Here is a 25624-nt window from a genome sequence, read left to right as displayed (position 1 = left end):
GGTCCTTTCGCGGACGGCGTCAGCCCTTGATCGCTCCGGTGAGGACGCCCTTGGTGAAGAAGCGCTGGAGGAAGGGGTAGACGAGGAGGATGGGGACGGTGGCGACGACCACCACGGCCATCTGGATGGTCTTGGGCGCGGCCTCGACCTGGCCCGAGACGGCCATCTGGTCCAGCGGCGAGCCCTGCAGCACGTACTGCTGCAGCACCAGCTGGATGGGCCACTTCTCGCTGTCGTTGAGGTAGATCATCGCGTTGAAGAAGTCGTTCCAGTACGCGACGCCGTAGAACAGGGCGATGACGGCGATGACCGCCTTCGACAGCGGGACGACGATGCGCCAGAGGATCTGAAACTCGCTGGCGCCGTCGATGCGCGCGGAGTCGAACAACTCCTGCGGCAGGTTCATGAAGAAGTTGCGGACGACCACGAGGTTGAACGCGCTGACGGCGCCGGGCAGGATCAGCGAGGCATACGTGTCGAGCAGCCCGAGCTCCTTGACCAGCAGGTAGTTCGGGATGATGCCGGCTCCGAACAGCATGGTGAACAGCACGAGGTAGAGCACGAACTTCGAGCCGGGCACCTCCCGGGTGCGGGTCAGCCCGTAGGCCAGGGTCACGGTCATGACCACCGACAGCAGCGTGCCGACCAGCGTCACGCCGGCGCTCACCAGCAGCGCGCGGGTCACCACGTCGCCGGCGAAGATCGTGCGGTAGGCGGCCAGCGAGAACTCGGCCGGGATCAGCAGGGTGTCGCCGGAGCGTGCGGCGTCGGCCGCGGAGAAGCTGATCGCGATGACGTAGACGAACGGGTAGAGCATCACCAGCGTGATCGCGGCGATCACCAGGCCCTTGACGATGCTGGTGATGCGCCGGGGCGGCTCCTGCCAGGCCGGGCGGGCCGGGCGCGCGGGTGCGGTGCCGACGACTGCCATCAGAAGACCCCCTGTCCGCCCATGCGCTTGGCCAGCCGGTTCGCCCCGACGACCAGCACGGTGCCGATGACGCCCTTGACCAGCCCGACCGCCGCGGCCAGGCCCCAGTCGCCGCCCAGGACGCCGCGGTAGTAGGTGAAGGTGTCGACCACCTGCGCGGCGTCGGCCCCGACGGCGGGCTGTTGCAGCAGCAGCTGCTCGAACCCGACGGTGAGGACGGTGCCGAGGCGCAGGATGAGCAGCAGCACGATGACGCTGGAGATGCCCGGCAGCGTCACGTGCCACAGGCGCCGCCACGGCCCGGCGCCGTCGACCGCGGCCGACTCGTAGAGCTGCGGCGAGATCATCGTGATCGCGGCGAAGAAAATGATGGTGCCCCAGCCGACCTCCTTCCAGATCACCTGCGCGGTGATGAGGCCGGCGAAGGTGTCGGGGTCGGCCATCAGATTGAGCGGGCCGACGCCCACCGGCTCCAGCAGCCGGTTGAGCACGCCGGCGCCGCCGAAGATCTCCTGCCACAGCGACACGACGATGACCCAGCCGATGAAGTGCGGCAGGTACACGACCGACTGCACGACCCGCTTGATCCGGTCCGACAGCAGGCTGTTGAGCAGCAGCGCCAGCGCGATCGGCGCGGGGAACGCGAACACGATTTGCAGCAGCGAGAACCACAGCGTGTTCTGCAGCGCCCGGATCACCTCGGGGTCGGAGAACATCGCGGTGAAGTTGGACAGGCCGACCCAGGGCGACTCCGCGAACCCGAGGAACGGCGAGTACTGCTGGAACGCGACGACGTTCCCGGCCAGCGGGATGTAGCGGAAGACCACGAAGTAGAGCAGCCCGGGGAGGATGAAGACGTACATCCACCGCTGCCGCCAGGCCCGCGCCCACACCGAGCGCCCGGACCGGGCGGGGCGCGGCGTGCGCTGTGGCGTCTGCGGCCGTTCCAGCGTGTCGAGTCGTTGGTGCACCGTTGCCTCCTTTCCAGGTGAGGGCGCGCGTCAGCGCATGTACAGGCCGCCGTTGACGTCGAGCGTCGTGCCGGTGACGTAGCGCGCCTGCGGGCCGGCCAGGAACAGCGCCGCCGCGGCGACGTCGTCGACGGTGCCGATGCCCAGCGGGATCTGCCGCCGCAGCTCCTCGACGGTGTCGCTCCCGAGGGTGGACGCGGACAGCTCGGTGGCGATGACCCCTGGCGCGACGGCGTTGACGGTGATGCCGTACGGCGCCGCCGTGCGGGCGAGGGTGCGGGTCAGGCCGAGCAGCGCGCTCTTGCTGGCCGCGTAGTGCGCGTGGCCGTAGAGCGCGCCCTGGTGCGCGACGACGGAGCTGACCTGCACGATCCGCCCGTAGCCGGCCGGCCTCATCAGGTCGATGGCGCCGCGGGCGCAGAGGAACGCGCTGGTGAGGTTGTTGTCGAGCACCTCGTGCCAGCTCTGCAGCGTGATCTCGTGGAACGGTTCGGGGCGGGCGATGCCGGCGTTGTTGACCAGCACGTCGAGGCCGCCCAGGGCGGTGCTCGCGGTGTCGAGCACGTGCCGTGCGCCGTCCTCAGTGCTGACGTCGGCGACCGCGGCGATGCCCGTCACTCCGGCGGCGGCGACGTCGGCAGCGGTGCGGTGCGCGTCGCCGGGCCGCAGGTCGTTGACGACGACGTGCGCGCCGGCCTCGGCCAGCGCCAGCGCGATGCCGCGGCCGATGCCCTGGCCGGCGCCGGTGACCAGCGCCCGCTGGCCGTCGAGGGGACGGGTCATCGGCCGTCACTCCCTACTGCGGTGACGGCGGCGCGCATCCAGCCGAGCGAGAACGCGCGGCCGGTGTGGCCCCAGCGGGTGTCGCCGGTGACGCCGGGGGTGTGGTCGGAGACGAACGGTCCCTCGAACCCGGCGGCGCGGTAGGCGCGCAGAGCGGCGAACATGTCGAGGTCGCCCTCGTCGATGAAGACCTCCTGGTAGGCGGGCACCCGGCCCGTGACGGCGCGCAGATGCGCAAGCCGGATGCGCGGCCCGAACGCGGCGATCTGCTCGACGACGTCGACGCCCATCTCGGCGAACGTGCCCTGGCAGAACGTCAGGCCGTTGGCCTCGGCGGGCAGTTCGCGGTGGAACCGCTGCAGGCCCTCGGGGGAGGAGAAGATGCGGGCCACGCCGCGCATGACCGGGACCGGCGGGTCGTTGGGATGCATGGACAGCCGGAGGCCGGCCGCCTGCGCGGTCTCGATCAGGGGGCGGGCGAAGTACAGCGTCCGCTCCCACATCTCTTCGGCGCCGACGGTGCCGATGTCGTCGAACGGCTCGGCCGGGATCCAGCGGGCGTCGAAGGCGCGCGAGACGGCGCCGCCGCGGCCGAGTCTCGGCCGCACGCCGACCGGCTCGTCGAAGAAGAAGTCCGGCCAGAACCGCCACTCCATCATCGGCACACCGGCGGCGGCCACCGCCTCGGCGGTGCGGCAGACGTGCGCGATCTCCTCGTCGCGACCGTCGGCCCCCCGCAGCGCCCGCGGGTAGAAGTCGAGCGGCAGCATGACCGACTCGAGGGTCATGCCAGCCTCACCGCACGCCTTGACCAGCATGGCCACGTCGTCAGTGGACCAGTACGGCTTCCCGCCGCCGACGCGGTCGTGCTGCTGCAGCCGCGCCGACGGCTGGAAGACGGCGTGCCGGCAGCCCAGCTGGCGCAGCCAGGCCAGCGTGCCGGGCTCGAGGTCGTGGACGTTCTCGGACAGCTTCGGTTCCCAGGTCAGCGCCATGCCAGCACCACCGTGTCCTTCGCGCCGACGGTGACGGCGTGGCCGGCGACGGCGTCCGGGTCGCCCCAGAGGACCTCGGGCCGGCCGTCGTCCGGGCCGTCGAGGGTGACGGTGCTCGCCTCGGCGGCTGGGTTGGCGACGATGGTGACGAGGCTGCCGCCGTCGGCGCGCAGGGTCCGGACCAGCAGCGGGGTGACCCCGTCGCCGGTCTGTCGCACGCGCACGGGGAGCCGGCCCGCGAAGAGCTCGACGACGGTGGCGGCGTACCGGACGAGCGGGCCGCCGTCGCCGGTGAACGCGGCGAGGCCGACGAGCGCGGGCAGCCAGATCGCCTGGCCGCCGCCGACGCCGTCGTGCACGAGGGCCGTGACGGTGCCACCGTCCTCGGCGAGCGGGACGCCGTCGCCGACCTCGACGTCGGTGAGCCACGGCCCGGCCGGCAGCTCGCCCGTCGCCAGGCCAAGGCTGCCGCCGTCGACGACCCGCAGTTCCCGGGGTCGCCCGCCCACCACGGGGCCGAGCGGGAACTCGTCGGCGAGTGGCCAGAAGCGGCCGTCGCGGTCGTACCAGCCGGTGAGCCCACTGGCCAGCACGGTGTGCCCGGCGCGGACGTACGCGCCGATCGCCGCCGCCTGCTCGGCGGACAGCACTTCGACGTGCGGCAGGACGAGCAGCCGCGGCGGCCCTTCCGGACTCCAGTCGACGTCGTCGACGTGGACGACGCGCGGCGGGACGCCCAGGGACTGCAGCGCCTCGTACCAGCCGAGCGCCTCGAGCAGGTGCGCGTCCTTGCCGCGCGCGGGATCGCCGCCCGTGGCCCACTGGTGGTCCAGCGCCATCGACTCGACGCTCAGCACCAGCGTGACGTCGGCGGTGACCGGTTCGGCGGCGGCGAACAAATCATCGTGCTCGGCGAGCACCCGGCCGATCGACGCCACCGCACGCAGCCGGTCGGTCGGCTCGCCCCGGTAGTCCAGCAGCGCGAACTCACCCGGCTCGCGGCTGCGCCAGCGAACGTTGAGCAGCCAGAGCACGGCCCGGTCCGCGCCGGCGCCGAGCACCGTCCAGACCCGCTGGGCCAGCTCGCGCGGTTCGACGGCGTACCCGGTGGCGTGCGAGCGGATGGCCGGGCCGCCGGCCAGCTCGGTGGCCCAGACCGGACCGCCGGCCATGGCGCCGCGGAGCAGCTCGACGCAGAACGCATGGCCGAGCGTCAGCCGGTCCGGGCCGAACTCCGTCAGCGACATCGGGTAGATCGACGCGCCGACGGAGTCGAGGAAGGGCCGCCACGACGGCAGGTCGAACGAGCGGGTGGCCAGGTTGCGGCTGACGCCGTGCGGGTTGGTGTGCACCGGGTGGCCGGGGTCGAGCCGCCGGACCCGCTCGGCCACCCAGCCCAGGTACCAGGCCAGGTGCGAGCGCCAGAACTCGTGCCAGTCGAGGTTCGGCACCGGCCACAGCCCGGCGTGCGACCAGCGCGGGTCGACGGCGATCTCGTCGAACGACGCGTACGGAGCCCGGAACGACAGCATGCTCTCGCCGAACCAGGCCCGGTTGAGCGCGTCCAGCCCGTCGTAGCGCTCCCGCAGCCAGTCGCGGAAGCGCTGCTCGGCCAGCTCGGTGACGGCGGGCGGCTGGCCCGGCTCGTTCATGAGGATCCAGCTGTCCAGTGCCCGGTGCGCGGCGTAGCGGGGGACGACGGCGTCGAGGTAGGCCTCGCCGGCGGCGAGCGTGGCCGGCGTGTCCGGGACGCCGCTCAGCGCGGGCGCGGCGGCCTGCGGCCAGAGCGTCGCGGTGACGGCGACACCGTGCCGTTCCGCGGCGGCGAAGGCCGCGTCGTAAAGGGCGAAGTCCCACCGGCCCGGCGCGGGCTCGAGATGGTTGCGGACCAGGCTGACGCGCGCCAGCGGGAGGTCGTGCTCGGCCAGCACGGCGAACAGCCGGTCGAGCTGCTCGGGCCGGTCGTACTCGCCGGGGGCGAGCCACACCTGGGCACCGAGCCGGGCGCTGGTGGACGACGGCACTGACGTCCTTTCATTGGAGGGCTGATGGGCGCGTAAACGTTTAGATGAGATGGCCCACAGGATCGTCCCAAGTCGGCGACGGTGTCAAGGCATGCTTCGAAAACACGTAATTGACGTGGTCGGATGAATGGGCCGTTCGGCGGCAACCTCGTGGTGTACGATCTAAACGTTTACGTCAGAGTGGGAGGACGCAGATGTCGCAGGCCCGGCAGCGGGTGAGCATGCGGACCGTCGCCGAGCGGGCCGGAGTGAGCATCGCGACGGTCTCGTACGTGCTGAGCGCGCGCCGCGAGGTGGCGCCGTCGACCCGCCGCCGGGTGGAGCGAGCCATCGACGAGCTCGGCTACGTGCCCAACCAGGTGGCCCGTAGCATGCGCACGCAGCGCACCGACACCGTCGCGCTCATCGTGCCGAGCATTCTCAACCCGTTCTACCCGGCCGTCGCCCGCGGGCTGCAGGACGTCCTCGAGCCGCAGGGGTCCTACGGCATCGTCGTCTGCACCGACGGCGACCCCGGCACCGAGCGGCGCATGATCGAGCAGATGGTGGCCCGCCGGGTCGACGGCATCGGCCTGTCCAGCTACCTGCACCGCGGCCGGCCGTTCGAGGCCGCCGTCGAGGCCGGCATCCCTGTCGTCTTGCTCGGCTCGCACGCGCCGGAGCCTGGCGTCGACGCCGTCGGGCCCGACGACGTCGGCGGCGGCCGCCGGGCGGTGCAGTACCTGCTCGAGCGCGACCGGCGCCGCATCGGCTTCATCACCGGTCCGCAGGGTGAGGGCCCCGCCGCCAGCCGTGTCAGCGGCTACCTCGCCGCGCTGCGCGACGCGGCCGTGCCGGCGGCCGACGACCTCGTCGTCCGCGCCGACTTCAGCCGCGAGGGCGGCCGCGAGGGCATGCGCCGGTTGCTCGACCTGGCCGCGCCGCCCGACGCCGTCATCTGCACCAACGACGTCGTGGCCATCGGCGCGCTGGACGTGCTGCGCGAGCTGTCGGTGCGGGTACCCCAAGATGTCGCCGTCGTCGGCTTCGACGACATCGAGGCCGCCACGCTGGTGTCGCCGGCGCTCACTACCATCGCGAACCCGGCCCGGCAGATCGGCCAGGCGGTCGCGCGGATCCTGCTGCAGCGCATGGCCGAGGACGAGCCGCAGCCGCCGCAGGCCATCGCGTTCGGGACGCACCTGATCCAGCGCGAGTCGGCGTGACTGCGCCGCCCGTCAGGTGCGCCGTCGTCGGCACGGGGCTGATCGCGCACTCGCATGCCCGCGCCATCGCCGCGCAGGACGGCCGGGCCCGGCTGGTCGCCGCCGTCGAGGTCGACGAGGCCAGGCTGGCCGCGTTCACGGAGGACTGGCCGGTGTCGCACGCGGGCTCGTCACTCGGGTCGGCGCTGGCGAGCGGCGAGATCGACCTCGTCATCGTCTGCACGCAGCCGTCGTCGCACGTGCCGCTCGCCGTCGAGGCGTTGGCCGCGGGCGTCAATGTGCTGGTCGAGAAGCCGCCGGCGGTGTCACTGGCCGACTTCGACGTGCTGGCGCGGGCTGCTTCCGCGTCGGCGGGCGAGGCGTTCGTCGTGTCCCAGCACCGGTTCGGCTCCGCGGCGCGGCAGCTGCGCCGGCTGGCCGGCGACGGCGTGCTCGGCCGGCCGCTGGTGGCCCGATGCGAGACCACCTGGTACCGCGACGAAGCCTATTTCGCGGTGCCGTGGCGCGGGTCGTTCGAGGTCGAGGGCGGCGGGCCGACCATAGGCCACGGCGTGCACCAGACGGACCTCATGCTGTCGGTGCTCGGGCCATGGGCCGAGGTCACGGCCATGGCCGGGCGCCAATCGCGGCCCACCCGCACCGAGGACGTGTCCTGCGCCGTCGTCAGGTTCGAGAACGGCGCGCTGGCCACCGTCACCAACTCCGTGGTGCCACCCCGCGAAGCGTCGGCGCTCCGGTTCGACTGGGAGCACGCCACCGTCGAGCTCCACCACCTCTACGGCTACGGCGACGACAACTGGCAGTTCACAGCCGCTGCCGGGCGCGAGGACCTGGCGGCCCGGTGGGCGACGGGACTCGACGGCGAGCGCAGTGGCCACGCGGCCCAGCTGCGGGTGGTGCTCGACGCGCTCGCGTCGGGCGCGACGCCCCCGGTGACCCTGGCCGACGCCCGCCTGACGCTGGAGGTCGTCGCCGCCGTCTACGCGTCGGCGTTCACCGGACGCCCGGTGCGGCGCGGCGAGATCGTCCCCGGTGACCCCTTCTACACCCGCATGGACGGCACCGGCGCGCCATGGCGCGACGAGGGGATACCCGCCTGAGCCCAGCCGCCCACGGACGGGGCAGGACTCGATTGACGTCGCCTTAGGCGCTCAGCGGCTCCTACGCCCACCCGATGTCCTCAGACAGCACACGGACCCTACCGGCAAAGGACGACACCGGCACGATCTGTGACGTCTTCGATGGCCAGACGGCGACGACCAGATGAGGCCCGGCAGGAAGGTCACCCGGCCCACTCGGCACGTCCTTCAAGTCAGATGGACGCCGATGCTGTTGCCTGCGTCAGTGGTGATGCCCTCCGCCCAGCTGCGCCCGAGCGGCTTCGTTGCGCCGACGCTGCGGTGGCCGCGGCCGCGCGGTAGTCCAACCCTGCCTCGACGGCAGCGGCCACCAACGGTCCGAGATCGGTCGACCCGTTGTCGAGCGCGCGGTTGGCGGCCCAGAACAGGGCGTTGTTTCGGTTGCCTTCGAGGGCGTTGCGGACGTGATCGACCAGGTAGGGCATGCGACGGTCGGCCGCCGCATGCCCATGGAGGGGTGCTGGCGGTGGCGGTGCGGGCGGCTGGAGCAGGTCGCGGGCCGCGGCCCAGTTGAAGTCCTGGTCCCGGTCGTGGTCGCGGACCTCGATGGTCTCGTACCGGCGCGGCCCGCGGTCGGTGTCGACGATCGAAGGTGGCACCAGCGTGTAGCCGCCGGCGGCCGTAGGTCGATCTTGTGCTTGCGCAGCGAGTGGCAGCCCTCGGCGGTGCCGGCAAAGTACAGGTGCAGCCCGCCGCTGGGGGTGCGAACGGCGTGGGACCAGCCCTCGAGGAGGCCGGCCTGCTTGAGACGCCGCAGGGCTGGGTATCCGGATCCGTCGGGTTTCACGTCGACGTCGACGACGTCCCACAGCGGCGCTCCTGTGGGGACTGCGACGTTCGCTGTGGGCCACTTGCGCCACCAGTCGCGGACCTGGCCCAGATGGGTGGTCGCATCTTCGAAGCCGTGCTTGGTCAGGGGTTCCTTGGCGCCAGGCCAGCAGGGGAAGACAGGGATGCCGGCGGCCGCGAAGACCGCGGCTTCGTCGCCCATCGTCATGGCGTGCTCCTCCGGGGGTGGGTCAGTCGGGACCGGTCAGCCCGGTCAGCGACGACAGGTAGGCGTTGACCTCGGCGGACCATCCAGCCCCGTCGGGGTCGTTCAGCCAGCCCTGCGCGTCGGCGGTCCTCTCACCGGGGTGGCCCCCGAGCCGGGACACCCAGTCCTTCAACCTGATACGGGTGTTAAAGAAGGTCATGTGCCAATCGGCGGCCGCGGAGGCCGCCTGGCTTGCGTCGTAGGCGACGTCCCAGGCGCCCTTCAATGCCGACAGTTCCTCGACGAGGGCGCCGTGCTGCCACCAGTCCGCCGGCTGCGGAACCTGCTCTGCCGCTGGTCGTGAGCTCTCCTGGGCCGGAACCTCGATGCCCGCGGCACGATCGGCCTGCCGGGACCGGTCGATCGTGACCGTGACCAGCCGAGGATCGGGCGCGACCAGCCGGGCCACGATCTGGGTACCGGTGCGCTGTTCGCCACCCTGGGTCTCATAGGTGGTGAACCTGAGCTCGCCGGCGACGATCACGGGATCACCCTTCGGTAGAGCCTGGCGTACGTCTCGGCCGAACGGCCGAACACGACGACGTCATGGAAGACCGTCTGCTTGGTGATCCACTGCCCGTCCTCCTGCGCCCGGTCGTCGACCGCCAGCCGGAAGGTGAGGCGCGGGTTCGCGCCGGCGACGAGCTTCGGGTCGGTGGCGATCCGGCCAGCCGGGCTGGCCGGAAAGGCGTTACTCATGGTGGTCTCCTCCCACCTCGGGTGTTGGTCACTTGTAGGGGTGGCCCCTGCCGCGCACATTTCGGCCCGCACACGAGGACCGCCCTCCGGCGTCGCCAGCTGGTGGCGCGCCGTGCACATGCCGGTCAGAGACCGAGGGCGGGGCTGGGAGAACCGAGCTGGCTCTGCGGCCGACTCGGCCGCGGGGCCGGCCGGGAGTGGCCACGTCCTCTCCAGTGATCGCAGCGGCAACGGCGGCCATCAGGTCCCGCGCGGCAGGCGGGTGACGGCGTTTCCGGCCATCCGGACTCGCTCGCGCCGGTTGCCCTCCCAGCGGTAGCCCTCGGGGAACGCCATGCCGGCAGCGACCTCGTGGGGCTCCAGCATCCGGAACAGGCAGTCGTCGACCAGCTCGGCGGCGCGATTGATGTTGTCCGACGTTGGCCGGGTGTCCGGGTCACGGGTGAGGAGCGTCTGGTGGCCCTTGGTTGTGAGTGTCCGCAGCGCCTCCGACACCGGAGTCACATGCTCGCCGCCGTCGCCCCTGGAGCCGTTGTTCCGCATCACCAGGGCGTAGGCGTCGCGGGTGGTGAGCGCCCGCAGCGCCTCGTCCGTGGGGCGGGCGTCGTCGTTCCACGACCCGCCGGCGGGAGAGACAAGCGCGTGCCGGTCGACCGTGGTGATGGTCGACAGCGCCTCGACGATTCCGCGGGCCTGGCCTTTGCTGTAGTACGGCGCGAGCAGCGAGATGTTCCCGCCGTTGGCCGTGAGAGTACGCAGCACCTCGTCAGGGATTGTGGTGTGCCGGGCCGGGTCGCCGCCGTCGACGCCGTAGTGGCGGGTGATCAGCGCGTGGTGGTTCCCCGATGCAGTCACGGTCGCCATGGGGTCGCCCGTCGATCGCGCCCACGAGCCGCCACCGCGCAGCTCGGCGACGAACGGCATGAGCGCCAGCGCCGTCTCAGCGCGCGTCGTCATGGTTCGCAGCGGGTCGCCGGCCAGCCCGGCGTCCTTGCCGTCGCGGCCCTCGACGGGTACCAGGAGAGCCTTGCTGGCCGTCGTGTGCAACGTCCGCAACACGTCCTCGACGGACCAGGTGCGTACCCCGAGGCGCCGCTCGAAGGTGTTCCCGGCCGCTTCGGCGATGTACGGCATCCAGTACTTGGCGATGCCAGCGGCGATGCGCGCGCGGGTCTTGTCGGCCAGCGGCTTGTCCCGGTCGCCGATGCGCTGCCCCTGGATGCTCCAGTCGATCGCGGCGGCAGCGGGCAGCCAGCCGGGCTCGACGGTGTTCCCGCACGCTGCGTGGACGTGCACGTACTGGGCCCGGTAGCGGCCCACAGTGCGGCCCGGCTTCCACGCCTGCTGGGACTCCACGATGGCGACGCAAGGCGGGCAATACGCGCGCGGCCGCATGAATCGGTCGATGTCGGGGGCCCGTTCGCCCTTGCGCCAGCACACGACATACAGCCGGTCGCGGGACTGCGGCGCGGGGCTCCCCAGCGCCTGAGCGTGCATGCTGTTGAGGCTGACGACCTTGAACTGATAGCCGAGGTTCGCCAGGTCCCGCCGCCAGATCCGCCACGCGTTGCGGTACTTCGCCTGCGTGGCGATGTCCACAACGTTCTCAATGACCATCGCGCGGTAGCGGTGGTGCTCGGCGAACCGGAGCACGTCGAACATCAGCAACCGGCTGCGTGTCGCGGCGTCATCGGACAGCGGGTCCTCGAACAGGCCCTCCTCGATCGCCGGGCGGGCGGCTGCTCCAGCGGCCTGCGACCATTTCGTGCACTCCGGCGAGGCCCACAGGATGTCCGTGCGCGCGAAATTGCGGGGGTGGTCCTCGTGCAGGTCGACGTGCTTGTGCACGGTGTGCGGGTGATTCGCGTTGTGGACGTCGAGGGCAAGTTTCCAGTGGTTGGCGGCCTCGATGACCCGGATTCCGGGAACGGCCACCATGCCGGTGGAGGAGCCGCCAGCGCCGGCGAACAGGTCCGTAACGGTGAGGTTCCAGCCAGGCGTCGGGACGGCGACCCGCGGCGCGATGGGCTGGGCGAGTATCCGGTCGATGTGCCGCCTGAGTTCGAGCGTGGTCGACTGCATACGGGTCTCCTGTCGTGCGCTGAGAGGCGCAGGGAGCGGTTGGGACTCTGTCGCTCAGTGGGTGGCCCCTACCGCGCACAAGACCGGTCAGAGACCCAGGCCCGGACCGTGCTGACCGAGTTGGTTCCCGGGCGGCCGCGGCGTGCCCGGCCTGCGGCCGAGCGGCGAGGCCGGCGGTGGCTGGGTTTCCGGCGCCGGCGCCGCCGCAGCCTGGTCGGTCATGACCGCGACGATCCGGTCGAGAGCCTCGCGGGCTGCTTGCAGCGCGGCGGCGTGTTTGAACGGCGCTTCGAGCGCGGTTTCGGCGGCGTGCTGCTCGTCGACGGCGTCGGCGCGCAGCCGGTCGGTCTCGGCCAGGTCGGCCGGGATCGCGGCGACCCGGTTCTCAAGGACGCGCACGGTGCCGATGCTGTGGCCGTCGGTGATGGTGTCGACCGTCACGGACGCTTCGCTGAGCGGCACGTCACGCAGTCGCAACTCGACTCGCGCGGGCTGGCCGAGGCCGCTGCCCGGCGGCAGGTAGGTGGCTTCGATGGTGTGCCCGGCGAGTTCGCCGAGGACGCCGAGGTCGACCTGCCGGTACGGGTTGCCTGGCAGGTGCTGGGTGGCCCAGCGGGCAATTGCGGCCACGGCGTCGGTGCGCTTGGTGACCCGTGTCCCGTTGACGGTCATGGCGAAGGCGTCGCCGGTGACGGGGATGGTGCGGGCGAGGGCGGCCTCGAGCACTGGCCGCCGCTGGTCGAGTTCGCGGATCCGGGCCGCGGCGAGGTTGCATCGCTGGCGCAGGTTGTCCTGTTGGCGGTGGTGTGCACGGCGTAGCCGATCGAGGCGGGTGACTTCGGCCTGGGCGTTGGCGCGCTCCAGCACTAGTGGGTCGCCGGCGGCGAGGGCTTTCACTTCGGCGAAGGACAGCGCGTTGTCGCCGACGTCGTCGATGGCGCGGACGTCGAGGCGGCCGCGCATGATCTGGGCGATGAACTTCGCTTTGCGTTCGACGGTCTGCCAGAGGTAGCCGTCGAAGCTGCCTTCGGTGACGTACCGGTAGATCTGGATCTCGGCGTTCTGGTTGCCCTGCCGCTTGATCCGCCCGTCGCGCTGGGCCAGGTCGGCCGGCCGCCAGGGGCAGTCGACGTGGTGCAGCGCGACCGCTCGGGCCTGCACGTTGGTGCCCACGCCCATCTTCGATGTCGACCCGAGCAGCACGGCGACGTGCCCGGCGCGGGCGGCGGCGAACAGCCGGGCCTTCTCGGTGTCGTTGCGGGCCTCGTGCATGAACCTGACCTGCTCCCGCGGCAGTCCCCGGCGACCGAGCAGGTCACGCAGTTCGTCGTAGATGTTCCAGTCCTCCTGCGGGGTGCTGAGGTCGCAGAACACGATCTGCAGCGCGCCCGGCGTCGGCGAGTACTCCTCGGTGCCGGGGGTCAGGTACCGGGTGGTGCGGTGATCGGCCCAGATCCTGGCGACGTTGTCGGCGACGATGTCGAGCTTGGTCGGGCCGTCGGATGGTCGGTGGCCGGAGACCAGACGCATGTCCAGCGCGGCTTTGCGGCCGTCGGTGCTGATCTTCAGCATGTTGTCGGTGCTGCTGTCGACCTGGCGGTTCTTCACCCGTTCCGCGCGCTCGCCGAGATCGGCCACGTAGGCGGTGAGGTCGTCCGACGGCGGCACCACGATCGTGACCGGTGCTCGTTGCCCGTCGTCGCGGTGGGCGAGCGGCGGGGCGGGGAGGTTGAGGTCCTCGGCGGTTTTGACGTCGGCGAAGACGTGCCACATGCGCAGCATCTCGGGGACGTTCTGGAACTTCGCGAACCGGGTCTGCAGCCGGTAGCCGCCGGCCGGGGCCATCTCGATCTCGGTGACGGTCTGCCCGAAGGTGGCCGCCCACGAGTCGAAGTCACCCACCCCGGCCTCGTCGAGCAGGTCCGGGCGCAGGAAGCGTTGCATGACGTGCGCCTCGGTGACCGAGTTGGCGATCGGGGTGGCGGTGGCGGCGGTGATGACGCGGTCGCCGTGCTGGTCGCGCAGGTACTCGGTCTTCATGTGCAGGTCGCTGGCGCGGCGGCTGCCGATGATCGCGGCGTCGCGGATGTTGGAGACCGTGCGAAGGTTCTTGTAGTCGTGCATCTCGTCGACGACCAGGTAGTCGATGCCGGTCTGCTCGAAACTGATGCCCGGGTCGCGCGGGCCGTCGAGGCGTTCTTTCAGCCGCTCTTCGGCGGCCAGGACGGCCTTCTCCAGCCGTTTCACGCTCAGACCGTGGGAATCGCGGGAGTTGGCCAGCATCGCCCGCAGCGCGTCCATTTCGCGCTCCTGGTAGGCGGCCTCGACGTCGGGAGACACCGGGATGCGTTCGAACGCGCCGCGGGTCATGATGACGGCGTCCCAGTCGTTGGTGGCGCAGCGGGCGACGAACAACCTGCGCTGATCGCCGCGCAGGTCGTCGCTGGAGGCGGCCAGGATGCGGGCGGTCGGGTAGAGCTGCAGCCACTCGCGGGTGAACTGCTCGAGCATGTGGTTGGGCACGATCACGCAGGGTTTGCGGACCATGCCCAGGCGCCGCAGCTCCATCGCGCCCATCACCATCTCCGCGGTCTTGCCGGCGCCGACCTCGTGGAACAGCCCGACGGCGGGTTCGGCGAGCATCCGCGCCACGGCGGTGCGCTGGTGCTCCCGCGGGGTGAACGTCGCGGCCAGTCCTGGCAGGGTCAGCCGCTGACCCTCGGGGGTGTAGTCGCGCAGCACGATGGCGTTGAAACGGTCGTTGTACTCGCGCTGCAGCCGGGCCGCGCGCTCGGGGTCCTCCCACACCCACTCGGCGAACCGTTCCTGGAGCAGTCCGGCCTTCTCCTGCGCGGCCGCGGTCTCGACCGGGTTGAGCACCCGCACGCCGTCCTCGATCTCGTCGGTGACCTGGATGGGGCGCTGTTCCAGCGTCGCCTTCGCGATCGCCGTCGCGGGCATCCGCTCGGTGCCCCACTCCTGGCTGGCCGCGACCGACCACTTTTCCCCCGTACCTCCCAGATGGCGCCGCCGGGGTGCTCGACCTGGAGCGAGGATCGTTGAGCAGCTCGGACAGGAACTGCTCGTGCGTGGCGGCGTCGATCCACGCCACACCCAACCGGGCCTCGATGTCCCCGGGCCCGAGGTCCCCGGGCTGGACATTCTGCAGTGCGGCCACGTTCACCGCGTACCGATCCGGGTCGGCCTCGGCGGCCGCCGTGGCGGCGGTGAGTTTCTGCCGGACATTGCCCGACAGGTACTCCGCCGCGGTGAGCAGCTGCTTGGTCTGCGGGTCGTCGTAGACGAGTTCGCCCAGCATGGTGCGGGCCTCGTCCTCGCCGACCCCGAGCAGCCGTGCCACCTGCATCAGGTCGACGCGGCCGTGCGCGTCCAGCACCACGGCCAGCGCCTCCTGCGGGGTGTCCGCGCCCAGGACGGGCGCGCGGGGGGCGACGACGCGCTGCGTCATGATCGTGGCCGGGGTGGCGGTCTGGGAGACGTCGTCGAACACCTCCAGCCCCTTCACCAGCGCCGCGAACGGGTCGGTGCGGAAGATCCGCATCACCGGCGGCGCGACCCGTGACAGCCGCGGCTCGCCGGTGGCCGGGTCGACTCGACCGGTCGCCCGGGTGGTAAACCGATTGATCGGCCCGAACCGGTCCACGTAGCGGTGGTACTGGTCGGCCAGGTCCGCCCGCAGGGCGGCAATCTGCCCCGTGTCGTTAATGTCGGCGGCCTCCGCAGCCAGCAGCGCCCGAGCGACATCGCGCAACCCGAGCAGCGCCCGCAGCTCCCGCCGCTGGGTGGCCGGGACCGTGCGGTCCTCGAGCACGCCGTCATTCACGACGCTGAACGTGTTGTCATCGTTCGCGACCAGGTGCCCATCCCACAGACCGTCCGGGGCCAGCGCCACCGGCCGGGCCTCGCGCTGAGGGTCCGGCCGGCGCGTCGTCATCTGCACCCCGTCGCCGCGGGCCGCCTCGGCGACGCCGGCGAGCGCAACGGCCAGGCGCGCTGGCGTCTGAGCGAGATCAGCGCGCACGTGCAGGGTCCGCGCCCCGTACATACCGTGGCCAACGCCGAGGTCCCCGAGGATCCGCTCGGGGTAGTGATCGAAATAGGCGTTCACCCGGACGATCTCGCCGTCGACCTTGCGGGCGGTGACCGTCTCCCACAGCGTCGACCGCGGTGGGGTGTCGACGTCGCGGCGGCGGAACACCAGCAGGTCCGTCACCACCTCCGTACCCGCCGCGCGCCGGTGCGCCCCGGACGGCAGCCGGACCGCGGCGACCAGGTCAGCCAGGGCGTTCATCTCCCGCCGCGCGGCCGGGTTCTGTCCGTCCAGGGTGAAATGACTGGTCAACAAGGCGACGAGCCCGCCAGGGCGGGTGAAGGCGAGGGACTTGATGATGAAGTGGTTGTGCAGCGTGTGGGCGCCGGCGTTGTGACGCGGGTCGTGCAGGCGGACATCACCGAACGGGACGTTCCCGATGACGGCGTCGAAGTGCCCGTCCGGGAAGCGGGTAGCGGCGAACGACTCCGCCCGCACCTGCGCACCCGGATACAGCGCGGCCGCGATCGCGGCGCTGATCGGGTCCAACTCCACCCCGGTCACACGCGCCGCGGCGGGAGCCAGGCCGATGAACCTGCCCGCGCCGCAGCCCGGCTCCAGCACCTCCCCGCCGGCGAACCCGAGGCCGGCCAGCAGGTCCCACATCGCTTGCACGTAGGCCGGATCGGTGTAGTGGGCGTTGATCGTCGTGCGGCGCGCCGCCGCGTACGACGAGTCGCCGAGCACCGACCGCAGGTGCTCGCGCTCGGACTGCCACCCGGTATCCTGCTCGTCGAACAACTGCGGCACCGCACCCCAGCTCGACCAGCGCGCCAGCACGCGACGTTCGGCGTCGCTGGCCGGGCGTGCCTCCCGCTGGAGCCGCTGCAACACGGCGATCGCGTCGAAGTTCACCCGCACCCGCGCCCGGACGCCCGACGGCGCGAGATCGTCCTGCCGGGACGGCCGGAACGCTGCTACGTGGTCGGCTGGTCGTCGCCCTCGTTCGCCGCCCGATGAATCGCCCACAGGAACTCGTCGGTCCGGCTCGGCGAATCCGACGCGTCCTCCGAGGTCTCCAGCCACACCAGCTCGGCCAGCGCCATCTCCTCGGCCTGCAGGCGCGCCATGTTCAGTCGACCCACCTTCGCCAGATAGTCCTCGCCCGGCACGTCCGCGCCCGCCAGCTGGTCCTGCAGCTCCTGCACCCGCGTCTCCACCTGCTGACCCAACGTCGAAAAGAACGCCGTCGGATCCTCCAACTCCTCCACCCGCTGCGGGGCGACCTGCTGCCAGTGCTCCATCGCCAGCCGGCCGTACCTGTTCATCGCGCTCACTCTCCGGATCTGCCCACAACGATTCCAGACTCAACTGGCCGTCGATCTGCTCCTTGCGGCGAGCCATCGGCCCTCACGTCCCTCTCAACCAGTCGGTTCGAGAAGGGGTGGTGGCCCATGCCGCGCACAGACCTACGGCGCCGGACCGTCCCGCAGTCGGTGCAGCTCGTCGACGACGTGCCGCAGGCGCCGCTCCCCGGTGGTCCGCGGCGCCAGATTCGCAGAGTCCAGCAGATCGACCAGACACGCAGCGGCCGGAGCCGGCCGTCCGGCCACCGGGCCACTCGCGGCACCGACCACATCCGAAACGATCCGCAGCCTGACCGCCCCGGTCGGCTCCGCCTCGAGCCCGTGCGCCGCGATCACGGTGCCCGCGTCGGCCTCTCGCACGTAGGCGTCGATCCCGTCACCGGGCCGCGCAGCGAGCAGGCTTGCCGCCGCCAGGCCGCGGGCACCTCCGATGCTCACTCTGCCGTCACTGAGCAGGCGGTATGCGGCGGTCTCAGTGGCGGCGTAACGCCTGGTCACCGCTCGGCCCGCGAGCCACGACCGCCACCGATCAACATCAGGCGCGCGCCGCAGGTTCTCCACCAGCCGGCGACGGGAACCTCCGACCACGCCAGCGGCGAGATCGGCAAGCGCCCCGACTGGCGGCAGGCGCTGGCCCGAGGCAAGAGCATCTACCGCGGTGATCACCCGCCAGGCATGGGCAGGCGCTAATGGACGGCCAGGGCGAGGCGCATTGGACTCCCGTTCTCGGATCGCGGTTGCGTCCACGAGCCACACGCCGGACACGCGCTGACCGGACAAGGCACCCGAACGCAGGAGCTGACGCACGCGCGCCTCCGACCGGCCCAGGCGGCGCGCAGCCTCGCCAACACCGATCAGCTCCATGCTGCAATTCTTCCTTACGCAGAAGATTTACCGCACGAAGCTCGGCGCGTGAGCAGCGAACGTCTCGGAGTGTTGCGGTCTGCTGGGCCGCCGCGGCGCTCTTGCGGGCGAGGAGCCCCATCGGTGGGACTCTGAGCCAAGCCAGGCGCGGCCGATTGCCGCCATCACCGATCGCGGGTGACGAGGTCGCCCGCCGACCGTCACGTCGACGACCGCGTCCCACGGCTTGGTGTCGGTGGTCAGCAGGGAGGGGCCATCGAACCACCAGGTCACCGTCTGCGCGCGGTGGCACCACGCCGCCCACCGACAACCCGGTCGCCGACCAGGTCGCTACGGCGTACGTTTGGCGAGTGTCAGAATCACCGCGCCCGCGGGGCCTGTCGCACATGAGCATGACGACGACCCCCGACAGCTGCGGCCGTCAAGCGGGGAGTTCGCGGACGACGTCACGCGCGGCCTTGTCGACACGCAGACCCTTGAACGCGGGATGGCGAAGCGTGCCCTCTCGGGTCCACTCGGCGAACGCGACCTCGCACACGAGCTCCGGCCGAACGAAGTGAGCCCCTGGTTTGTCGGGCTGCTGACCGACAAACGGGCTGGTGTCGACGGCCAGTGGCTCGAGCTGCGCCCGCAGCGCGCGACGGTCCGCCAACTTCATGCCGGTGCCCACGCGGCCGGCGTACCGGAACACGCCCTTGACGTCGTAGTAGCCGACAGTCAGCGCGCCGAGGAAGCCGCGGAACGAGGCTTCGCCCTCCAACCAACCGCCAATGACGAACTCCTGACGCATCCAGTTCTTGATCTTCAACCAGTCGCCGGTGCGCCTTCCGGGCTCATACCGGCTACGCAGACGCTTGGCCACGATGCCCTCCAAGCCTTGCTGCGCCGATGCCTCGAGAAGGATGGGTCGCCGGCGTGGTGGACGACGCGGGCAGGGATGTTGATCAGGATGAACGAGTAGCCGTAGACCTGGTCGGCATCGGCGAGCTCGTCGACCCGCAGGGCCCGCTGGTCCGGGTGCAGGGTGCGGCGGCGCCTGGAGCGCGTGTCCGGCGACACCTGCTCCGCAGCGTAGGCCACGCTGCGGATCAGCAGCCGCGTGTTCGCCGGCCACCAGCCGGGACAGTACGTGGCGACCGCGACCAGCGCGCCGGTCATGTCGATCGCGTCGCCCCAGTCCTCGGCGTCGATGCCGGCCAGCAGCCGCCACAGCGGCGGCCATCCGCGTGGCGCCGATCGCGAACCCAATCCGCTCGTCGTAGCAGGCGCGGGCAGTTCACCGGCGAAGTAGCCGGCGTCCGCACGCAACCTGACGTTGCCGGCGCGCACCGGCACAGGCAACCCGCCCAGGGCGCGGCGCAGTAGCCCGACCGCGCCGGCTCACGGGTCGGCGTCGCCGGGCAGCAGGTGTCCGGAGGCCAGCGGGGTCTCGCACTCGGCCCAGGTGGCCACGTGCGCCCGCCCGCACCGCTGCCCGGCGTAGTTGTAGGCGACACCGCGCTTCTTGCGTCCGTACATCTCGAATGTCGGTGGCATCCAGGTCCACCGTCGCATCAGCGCACAGCCTCGCGCGCTGCCGCATCGGGAGCATCGCCAGCATCCGCTCGCTCACCCGCGCCAGCCCGCCCTCGGGCGCGAGCCACTGCTTCGACGTGAACCGGCGAGCCAACCCGGCCGCGGTCGTCGAGCCAGCCCCGAGCACCCGCCCGATCAGTCGCTGACCAGCTCGCAAGCCACACCATCCCAGGCCAGAGCGGCACCCACACCATCTACCGGCCCGTGTCACCCACGAACTCGCGGATTCGGGTCTGAACGACTTTGAGCACAGCGTGGCGCTAGATTCCGTAGCAATAGCCGTATGTGCCGGAATTGTTGAGCGCGCCATTTGACGTAACCAGCCACGAGCTGGTGTGCTGTCCGGTGCTGTTAGCCCTAACTATCCATTCGTACCCGTTGTACCATATCCTTTTCAAGGTGTCCGACGGGTGGTAGTGTTTTACAGTGAGAGTCCCTAGGGAACGATATGCAACCAGGTTTGCACCACAGGACGTCGTGCCGCCCTTCGACACCAGCGCGTGGGATGGAATCGCGGTAGCGACCGCAATAGCTAGCGCGGTCGCGCCCGCCAGCAGAACTCTCCGAAGCGCCATCACGTGATCCTCTCAGTAGTCACCGACCTCGCGGCCGTCCGCCCTGCTTCTAATGACTTGAGCTCGGTGTGGCACTAAATTCCGTAGCAATAGCCGTACGTCCCGATGTCGGAGAGCGCACGATCGGTCGTGACCCGCCACCCAGTGAGGTGCAAGCCGGTGCCGTTCGCCCGTATAGTCCACGTCGTCCCGTACGCGTATGAGTGCCTCAATGTGGTCGACGGCCAGTAGACCTTGACGTTCCCGGTCGCCTGGTGACGAACGGCAACCAGATTCCCGCCGCACGACGTCGAGCCGCTCTTCCACACCAGCGCGTGGGATGGAATCGCAGTAACGACCGCAATAACTAGCGCGGTCGCGCCCGCCAGCAGAACTCTCCGAAGCGCCATCACGTGATCCTCTCAGTAGTCACCGACCTCGCGGCCGTCCGCCCCTGCTTCTAATGACTAGAACTCGGTGTGGCACTAAATTCCGTAGCAATAGCCGTACGTCCCGGGGCCGAAGAGTGAACGATCGGTCGTGACCCGCCACCCAGTGAGGTGCAAGCCGGTGCCGTTCGCCCTCACTGTCCATGTCGCCCCATACGCGTATGCGTGCCGGAGCGTCGTCGACGGCCAGTAGACCTTGACGTTGCCGTTCGCTTCGTGACGAACTCCAACCAGGTTCCCGCCGCAAGACGTCGTGCCTCCCTTCGCCACCAATGCGTGGGATGGCAACGCGGTGGCAACCGCGATAGCTACTGCCGTCGCCGCAGCCAACACACCTCTTCGAAGCGCCATCAAAGGGTCCTCTCCGTAGTCAGAGGCTTCGCGACAAGCACTAGCTACCCAGGATGGTAGGTACGGTATCAACAGGGCAAGTCGTGCCGCAAGGGTCAAAACTCCCCAAATTTGGGCAATTCATCACCCGCGCACGTGGCGCGAATGTCGTACGCTGCGTCTACTCAGTCCTCCTGTTGTAAGCGAGGTGCTTTGATGAGGATCCGAAGGTCACCTGGTGTGTCCGTCGTGGTCATGCTGGGCTGTTGCATCACCCTGATGGGTTGCTCGGACCAGCCCGCCGACGACCCCGGGGTTGTCGGGACCGGGCAGGGCGTTGCCGATGAGGAGACGGCCGGCCCCGATGGTCCAGCGGGGCTGGCCGTGGATGATGCCGACATGGCGGACTACTTGGCGCAGCTGGCCGACGAGGCCGAGTCACTGGGCATCGCGGATCCACCAGAGGTTGATCCGATACGGTTCATTCGCATCGACGAATACGGCCCGACGCTGGCGGACTGCATCACGGATGAGGGCTTCCCCGCGGAAGCGGAAGGTGCTAGCGGCATCGCGTTCGGCGAGATTCCGCAGGCGCAGGCGGAGGCCTTCGCCCTAGCGCAGTACACGTGTGCTGCGCGGTACCCAGTTCATCCGCGGTACAGCAGGCCGTTCACCGATGAGCAGCTATCGGCGCTGTACGACTACTTCGTGAACGACCTCGTGCCGTGCCTGGAGCGTGAGGGGTTCGGTACGGCGAACCCGCCGTCGCGGGAGACGTTTATTGCGACCTATAGTGACCCTGAACGGGCCTGGGTTCCATACGCTGAGCTCGACGTGATAGGACAGGCGGGCGGCCCGGAGGGCGAGGCCGCGATCAACGAGACGTGCCCGCAGCATGCGCCAGATGAGGCGCTGTATGGCGAGTGATGGCGAGGCGAAGGATGAAGGGACGATGGATTCGTCGCCTCCTGCTCGTAAGTGTGGTTGTGATCGCAGCCGCAGGCGGTTGGTGGGCAGGGCAACAGACCTTGGTTGCAACCGATCCGACGTCTGCTCCGTCGCAGGACCGGGTCGTAATCTCGGTCGAAGAGGCGACCATCGGGCGTGAGCTTGTTCTGAACGCGACGGTGGTGCAGCCGCACGTGATTTTGGCAGAGAACGCGTTGAGCGGCATCGTCACATGGGTTACCGGCGAAGAGGTGTTCGACACCGGCGCCGCGGTGTACTCCGTGGCTGATGTTCCGGTGCGAGTGGTGGAAGGCGACGTACCGTTCTACCGCGACCTTGAGATGGGCTCATCCGGAACGGACGTCGCGCAACTTCAGGCGGCGCTGAGTTCAGCCGGTATCTACGACGGCGAGGCGGATGGCCGGTTCGACGCCGGCGTGCGGACCGCTCTGCGGGAGTGGCAGCGCTCGAACGGTGACGACATCACGGGTGTCGCTGTTGCAGGCACCCTCGTCGCGGTTCCATCACTGCCCGCGGCGGTCAGTGTTGGCGAGGACATCGTGAAGGGAACGCGTCTCGAAGGTGGCGAGGTCGCCGTCAGCGGCGCAAGTGGGGAGCGCCGGTTCGTCCTCACCATCGGCTCCGACCAAGAACGACTGATCCCGCCCGACGCTACGATCGACGTGACCTATGACGTCCACACCTGGCCCAGCGTGCTAGGCGAACGCTCGACCAACGCCAACGGCGAGACCGAGATCACCTTGACTTCGCCTGAAGGCGCGGCGGTCTGCGGTCAATCATGCGCGGAACTGCCAAGCGACGAACGTGTGTCCTTGAGGGCATTGGTGCACATCGTCCCGACGACGACCGGCCCAGCAGTGCCGGCAGCGGCGGTCCGGACGACCGCCAGCGGCGGTACGTATGTCCTGACTGAGGGCGGCGAATCGCGTCCGGTGACGGTCGTGGCGTCCGGCGATGGGATGGCCATAGTCGACGGCGTGACGGCGGGTGCTCGCATCGTGGTGCTAGACGCGAGTGGCGCTGCACAACCGCAGCCGAACGGCTCACCGACCGTCAGGCCGAGCGATGAGCCGGTGAACACCGACGTGCCCGACGATGAGGCGACCGATGCTGGCGGTTGAGTCGTTGCGGTTCTCCTATCGACGCAGAGATAGCGGCGACGAGCTGTTCGACGGGCTCACCCACCAGTTCACACCGGGCGCTGTTACGGCAGTACGGGGTGCGTCGGGACGGGGGAAGTCAACCCTCCTATACCTACTCGGCTTGCTGCTTACGCCGCGGGCTGGTTCGGTCACGATCGCCGGTGAACGAGTAGATGCCCTACCCGACGTCCGGCGCTCAGAGATCCGCGCCACCATGGTGGGTTTCGTCTTCCAGGCCGCGGAACTGAATCCTCGGCGCTCGGTCCTCGATTCGGTCACCGAGCCGGCTATCTACGCTGGTCACGCACTAGGCCCCGTTCGAGAACGTGCACGCGCCCTGCTCGAAGCGTTCGGCGTAGGAGAACGAGCCGATCATCGACCCGGCGAAATCTCTGGAGGCCAGGCACAAAGAGTCGCACTGACCAGGGCCCTAGTGTGCGATCCAGCGATCATCTTGGCCGATGAACCAACCGGCAACCTCGATCGAGACAACGCCCGGATCGTCATCGACGCGCTTCGCGTCACCGCCCACGGCGAACACAGTGCAGGCGGCACCGACAGACTGGGCGAGTCGCACCTGCGCACTGTTGTAATCGCCACGCACGACCCGTTCGTCGTCGACCACGCCGATGAGGTACTCGACCTGTGACTACCCACCCCCCGGGTCGGCGAAATGGTTCCTCGATAAGACTCCGGTCAATAGCCAGCGAAGCACTTTCCGCCGCCCGCTCCCAGCGCGTCGCCACGGCGATGATTGGGCTGCTCGCCGCCGGGATGTGCCTCGTGTCGCTCCTCACGGTAGGCCGCACCGCGGCCGCAGAAGCCGACGTCCTTGCCAGGCTGGACGCGGCCGGCAGTCGATCGTTCACCTTCATCGACACCGGTGGAACCGGATTCATCACCGACGCCGTCGTCGGTTCTGTCGCCTCGATGAACGTCGTCGAACGGGCCGTGGGGATAGCGCTGCCAGTTGACGTCGTCAACGGCGCAGTGGGCGAAGGAACGAAGGCACCGGCATGGAGGGTCAACGGCGATCTCGACGCCGTCGCCACGGTAATCGCAGGGCGTGATCCTGCTGCCGGCGAAGCGCTCGTCTCACATGCAGCGATGCGCGCCCTCGGACTCGACCAGCCAGTCGGCTGGATCGCAGCTGGAGACGGAACGCACCACGCCATCGTGGGATCGTTTCTCCCTCGCGCACCATTCAACGAATTCGCCACCGGCCTTGTCATCGCAGCGGCCCCGGGAGACCCGATAAGCCAGCTCCGCGTTGTGGCCCACGCCGCCAACGACGGGGACGTCCTCCAGCGCGCCGTACTCGCCACCATGAAGCCGCCAGAACCCAGCGACCTCCAGATCGAGTCACCCGCGGTCCTCGCAGATGCACAGCGCGCCATTGCCGGTGACCTGGGCACCTTTAGTCGCGGCCTCGTGCTCGGCGTCATCGCAGCCAGTGGATTATTCACCGCCGTCGTCGTCCTCGCCGACGTACTGCTGAGCCGCAGTGACCTCGGCCGACGACGAGCCCTCGGCGCTCCCCGGTGGGCGCTCGTCACCATCGTAACCGGGCGTGCCGTCCTTGCTGCCATAGTCGGAGCGACGACTGGCACCGCGGCCGGCTTGATCAGCCTGATCGTGACCACTGACCAAACTGTTCCATCCGCCTTCTCCATCGGCGTAGCGATCCTCGCAGTTCTGACCGCGGCACTGGCGGCACTCCCGTTCGCCATTATCGCTGCCTTCCAGGATCCGGTACGTGTACTCAGAACCCCGTAACCGCGACAGTGGAACCTGGCGCCGGGCGGCCGTCTCGCCGCCGCGACCAGCCGCCGCCGGGCGTTGTCCCGTGACCAGCCAGTCACCGACACGACCTGGTCGAGGACACGGCCCTTGTCCTTCTTCGACGCCTTCGCATACGCCGTCGCGTACTTCACCGTGATCTCGGCATGAGACGCCATCGACAACCCACTCCCCATACCCCCGCCACGCTCACCGCTACGCGGGCATTCCCACGTGAGGCACCGACGGCGTTTCGCGGGCTCTTTTCGTGAGTCTCGTCGGCGCATATGCCGCGCCGCCTGTGCTTGGTATCCCCCACTTACCCCCCGCTTTCACGATGAGCTGGGGTGATCATCAATGAACCCACCTGACCCGTTCTCGCAGCTCAGAGCGTCTGCAGCTGATTTCGGATGATCCCCTCATACCCCATGGAGCCTAATCAGCGGGTTCGGGGTTCGAGTCCCTGATGGCGCACTCACACCGGGTCTGACCAGCGGCGGAGCCCAGTATGGGGCCGCCGCTTCGTCGTCCTCGGGGCCGGATCCCCCACTTCCCCCCGGATTGGCTGGCCCGCGAGCAGTTGGCCAGCGGCTGTCAGCAGCGTACCGACAACGGCGCCAGCGACTGCGGTCCACGTCGCGATCTGCCTGGTGTATCTGTTCGAGCGAACCTCGCCGCG

The 25624-nt window shown here is 69.9% G+C and carries 22 protein-coding genes and 2 pseudogenes; 7 read left to right on the top strand and 17 right to left on the bottom strand.

What is annotated here, in order from left to right; all coding sequences use genetic code 11:
• Positions 1-19: 19 nt before the first annotated feature.
• The 5 genes from E1262_RS25390 to E1262_RS25370 form a co-directional block, all read right to left on the bottom strand.
• Positions 20-931: a carbohydrate ABC transporter permease gene (locus E1262_RS25390; protein WP_132106901.1), complete on the bottom strand. Its 912-nt coding sequence runs from the start codon at positions 929-931 to the stop codon at positions 20-22.
• Positions 931-1794, bottom strand: a complete 864-nt coding sequence (locus E1262_RS25385) for an ABC transporter permease (protein ID WP_132106913.1) — start codon at positions 1792-1794, stop codon at positions 931-933. The genes E1262_RS25390 and E1262_RS25385 overlap by 1 nt, the downstream gene beginning before the upstream one ends.
• A 138-nt stretch (positions 1795-1932) precedes the next feature.
• Positions 1933-2685 (bottom strand): SDR family NAD(P)-dependent oxidoreductase, encoded by a 753-nt coding sequence (locus tag E1262_RS25380; RefSeq protein WP_132106899.1) that lies wholly within the window; start codon positions 2683-2685, stop codon positions 1933-1935.
• Entirely contained in the window at positions 2682-3680 is a 999-nt protein-coding gene (locus tag E1262_RS25375; RefSeq protein WP_132106897.1) for a mannonate dehydratase, read from the bottom strand. The genes E1262_RS25380 and E1262_RS25375 overlap by 4 nt, the downstream gene beginning before the upstream one ends.
• A complete protein-coding gene (locus tag E1262_RS25370; RefSeq protein WP_132106895.1) occupies positions 3671-5704 on the bottom strand; it encodes a beta-galactosidase in 2034 nt (677 codons plus the stop codon). The genes E1262_RS25375 and E1262_RS25370 overlap by 10 nt, the downstream gene beginning before the upstream one ends.
• 194 nt (positions 5705-5898) lie before the next feature.
• Between E1262_RS25370 and E1262_RS25365 the strand changes: the two genes are divergently transcribed.
• Both E1262_RS25365 and E1262_RS25360 read left to right on the top strand, forming a co-directional pair.
• Complete coding sequence (locus E1262_RS25365) at positions 5899-6909, top strand: LacI family DNA-binding transcriptional regulator (RefSeq protein ID WP_132106893.1); 1011 nt, start codon at positions 5899-5901, stop codon at positions 6907-6909.
• The gene (locus E1262_RS25360) at positions 6906-8009 is read left to right on the top strand and encodes a Gfo/Idh/MocA family protein (RefSeq protein ID WP_132106891.1); all 1104 of its coding nucleotides are present in this window, start codon (positions 6906-6908) and stop codon (positions 8007-8009) included. The genes E1262_RS25365 and E1262_RS25360 overlap by 4 nt, the downstream gene beginning before the upstream one ends.
• Positions 8010-8221: 212 nt before the next feature.
• Here the strand turns inward: E1262_RS25360 and E1262_RS31530 are convergent, their stop codons facing one another.
• From E1262_RS31530 to E1262_RS31525, 6 genes and pseudogenes are all read right to left on the bottom strand, one after another.
• A complete protein-coding gene (locus tag E1262_RS31530) occupies positions 8222-8647 on the bottom strand; it encodes a hypothetical protein (RefSeq protein ID WP_238993054.1) in 426 nt (141 codons plus the stop codon).
• A 32-nt stretch (positions 8648-8679) separates the two neighbouring features.
• Positions 8680-9039: pseudogene (locus tag E1262_RS32220) on the bottom strand (bifunctional DNA primase/polymerase); the annotation flags it as partial.
• Between the two features lie 28 nt (positions 9040-9067).
• Complete coding sequence (locus tag E1262_RS25350; RefSeq protein ID WP_132106887.1) at positions 9068-9568, bottom strand: hypothetical protein; 501 nt, start codon at positions 9566-9568, stop codon at positions 9068-9070.
• Positions 9565-9783, bottom strand: coding sequence for a single-stranded DNA-binding protein (locus tag E1262_RS31935; protein WP_162606075.1), 219 nt, complete (start codon positions 9781-9783; stop codon positions 9565-9567). Before E1262_RS31935 ends, E1262_RS25350 begins: the two co-directional genes overlap by 4 nt.
• A gap of 240 nt (positions 9784-10023) precedes the next feature.
• Positions 10024-11865 carry a DNA cytosine methyltransferase gene (locus E1262_RS25340; protein ID WP_132106883.1) on the bottom strand — a complete coding sequence of 614 codons (1842 nt, stop codon included), beginning with the start codon at positions 11863-11865 and terminating at the stop codon, positions 10024-10026.
• An 87-nt stretch (positions 11866-11952) separates the two neighbouring features.
• The gene (locus E1262_RS31525) at positions 11953-14826 is read right to left on the bottom strand and encodes a helicase-related protein (protein WP_132106882.1); all 2874 of its coding nucleotides are present in this window, start codon (positions 14824-14826) and stop codon (positions 11953-11955) included.
• Positions 14827-14950: 124 nt separating this feature from the next.
• On the opposite strand from E1262_RS31525, the gene E1262_RS31520 reads away from it, so the two are divergent.
• Positions 14951-15448, top strand: a complete 498-nt coding sequence (locus E1262_RS31520) for a hypothetical protein (protein ID WP_132106880.1) — start codon at positions 14951-14953, stop codon at positions 15446-15448.
• A gap of 966 nt (positions 15449-16414) precedes the next feature.
• Here the strand turns inward: E1262_RS31520 and E1262_RS32215 are convergent.
• From E1262_RS32215 to E1262_RS30545, 6 genes and pseudogenes are all read right to left on the bottom strand, one after another.
• Positions 16415-16582: pseudogene (locus E1262_RS32215) on the bottom strand (class I SAM-dependent methyltransferase); the annotation flags it as partial.
• 311 nt (positions 16583-16893) lie between these two features.
• On the bottom strand, positions 16894-17244 hold the full coding sequence (locus E1262_RS31510; protein WP_132106878.1) for a TnpV protein: 351 nt from the start codon (positions 17242-17244) through the stop codon (positions 16894-16896).
• Positions 17245-17385: 141 nt separating this feature from the next.
• Positions 17386-18147, bottom strand: a complete 762-nt coding sequence (locus E1262_RS25315) for a helix-turn-helix domain-containing protein (RefSeq protein WP_132106876.1) — start codon at positions 18145-18147, stop codon at positions 17386-17388.
• Between the two features lie 421 nt (positions 18148-18568).
• Complete coding sequence (locus tag E1262_RS30555) at positions 18569-19009, bottom strand: ATP dependent DNA ligase (protein ID WP_162606074.1); 441 nt, start codon at positions 19007-19009, stop codon at positions 18569-18571.
• Complete coding sequence (locus E1262_RS30550; RefSeq protein WP_162606073.1) at positions 18952-19476, bottom strand: hypothetical protein; 525 nt, start codon at positions 19474-19476, stop codon at positions 18952-18954. Before E1262_RS30550 ends, E1262_RS30555 begins: the two co-directional genes overlap by 58 nt.
• Before the next feature lie 51 nt (positions 19477-19527).
• Positions 19528-19683: a hypothetical protein gene (locus tag E1262_RS30545; protein ID WP_162606072.1), complete on the bottom strand. Its 156-nt coding sequence runs from the start codon at positions 19681-19683 to the stop codon at positions 19528-19530.
• Positions 19684-21295: 1612 nt separating this feature from the next.
• Here E1262_RS30545 and E1262_RS25305 point away from each other — a divergent pair.
• From E1262_RS25305 to E1262_RS25290, 4 genes are all read left to right on the top strand, one after another.
• The gene (locus E1262_RS25305; protein WP_132106872.1) at positions 21296-21982 is read left to right on the top strand and encodes a hypothetical protein; all 687 of its coding nucleotides are present in this window, start codon (positions 21296-21298) and stop codon (positions 21980-21982) included.
• A 53-nt stretch (positions 21983-22035) separates the two neighbouring features.
• Positions 22036-23145: a peptidoglycan-binding domain-containing protein gene (locus tag E1262_RS25300; RefSeq protein ID WP_162606071.1), complete on the top strand. Its 1110-nt coding sequence runs from the start codon at positions 22036-22038 to the stop codon at positions 23143-23145.
• Positions 23132-23815: an ABC transporter ATP-binding protein gene (locus tag E1262_RS25295; RefSeq protein ID WP_132106868.1), complete on the top strand. Its 684-nt coding sequence runs from the start codon at positions 23132-23134 to the stop codon at positions 23813-23815. The genes E1262_RS25300 and E1262_RS25295 overlap by 14 nt, the downstream gene beginning before the upstream one ends.
• A gap of 134 nt (positions 23816-23949) precedes the next feature.
• Entirely contained in the window at positions 23950-24942 is a 993-nt protein-coding gene (locus E1262_RS25290; protein WP_132106866.1) for an FtsX-like permease family protein, read from the top strand.
• The last annotated feature ends 682 nt before the right edge of the window (positions 24943-25624 follow it).

Origin of the sequence: Jiangella aurantiaca (assembly GCF_004349105.1) — a bacterium.
Lineage (GTDB): Bacteria > Actinomycetota > Actinomycetes > Jiangellales > Jiangellaceae > Jiangella > Jiangella aurantiaca.
Note: the sequence above shows the minus strand (reverse complement) of the source record. Positions and strands in the feature narration are given on the sequence as shown.

Coding starts and splice junctions, on each gene's coding strand:
- E1262_RS25315 (WP_132106876.1), bottom strand. CDS start 18,147: ATGGAGCTGATCGGTGTTGGCGAGGCTGCGCGCCGCCTGGGCCGGTCG.
- E1262_RS25295 (WP_132106868.1), top strand. CDS start 23,132: ATGCTGGCGGTTGAGTCGTTGCGGTTCTCCTATCGACGCAGAGATAGC.
- E1262_RS25390 (WP_132106901.1), bottom strand. CDS start 931: ATGGCAGTCGTCGGCACCGCACCCGCGCGCCCGGCCCGCCCGGCCTGG.
- E1262_RS31510 (WP_132106878.1), bottom strand. CDS start 17,244: ATGAACAGGTACGGCCGGCTGGCGATGGAGCACTGGCAGCAGGTCGCC.
- E1262_RS25340 (WP_132106883.1), bottom strand. CDS start 11,865: ATGCAGTCGACCACGCTCGAACTCAGGCGGCACATCGACCGGATACTC.
- E1262_RS25385 (WP_132106913.1), bottom strand. CDS start 1,794: ATGTACGTCTTCATCCTCCCCGGGCTGCTCTACTTCGTGGTCTTCCGC.
- E1262_RS25365 (WP_132106893.1), top strand. CDS start 5,899: ATGTCGCAGGCCCGGCAGCGGGTGAGCATGCGGACCGTCGCCGAGCGG.
- E1262_RS25375 (WP_132106897.1), bottom strand. CDS start 3,680: ATGGCGCTGACCTGGGAACCGAAGCTGTCCGAGAACGTCCACGACCTC.
- E1262_RS31935 (WP_162606075.1), bottom strand. CDS start 9,783: ATGAGTAACGCCTTTCCGGCCAGCCCGGCTGGCCGGATCGCCACCGAC.
- E1262_RS30545 (WP_162606072.1), bottom strand. CDS start 19,683: ATGCCACCGACATTCGAGATGTACGGACGCAAGAAGCGCGGTGTCGCC.
- E1262_RS31525 (WP_132106882.1), bottom strand. CDS start 14,826: ATGCCCGCGACGGCGATCGCGAAGGCGACGCTGGAACAGCGCCCCATC.
- E1262_RS25380 (WP_132106899.1), bottom strand. CDS start 2,685: ATGACCCGTCCCCTCGACGGCCAGCGGGCGCTGGTCACCGGCGCCGGC.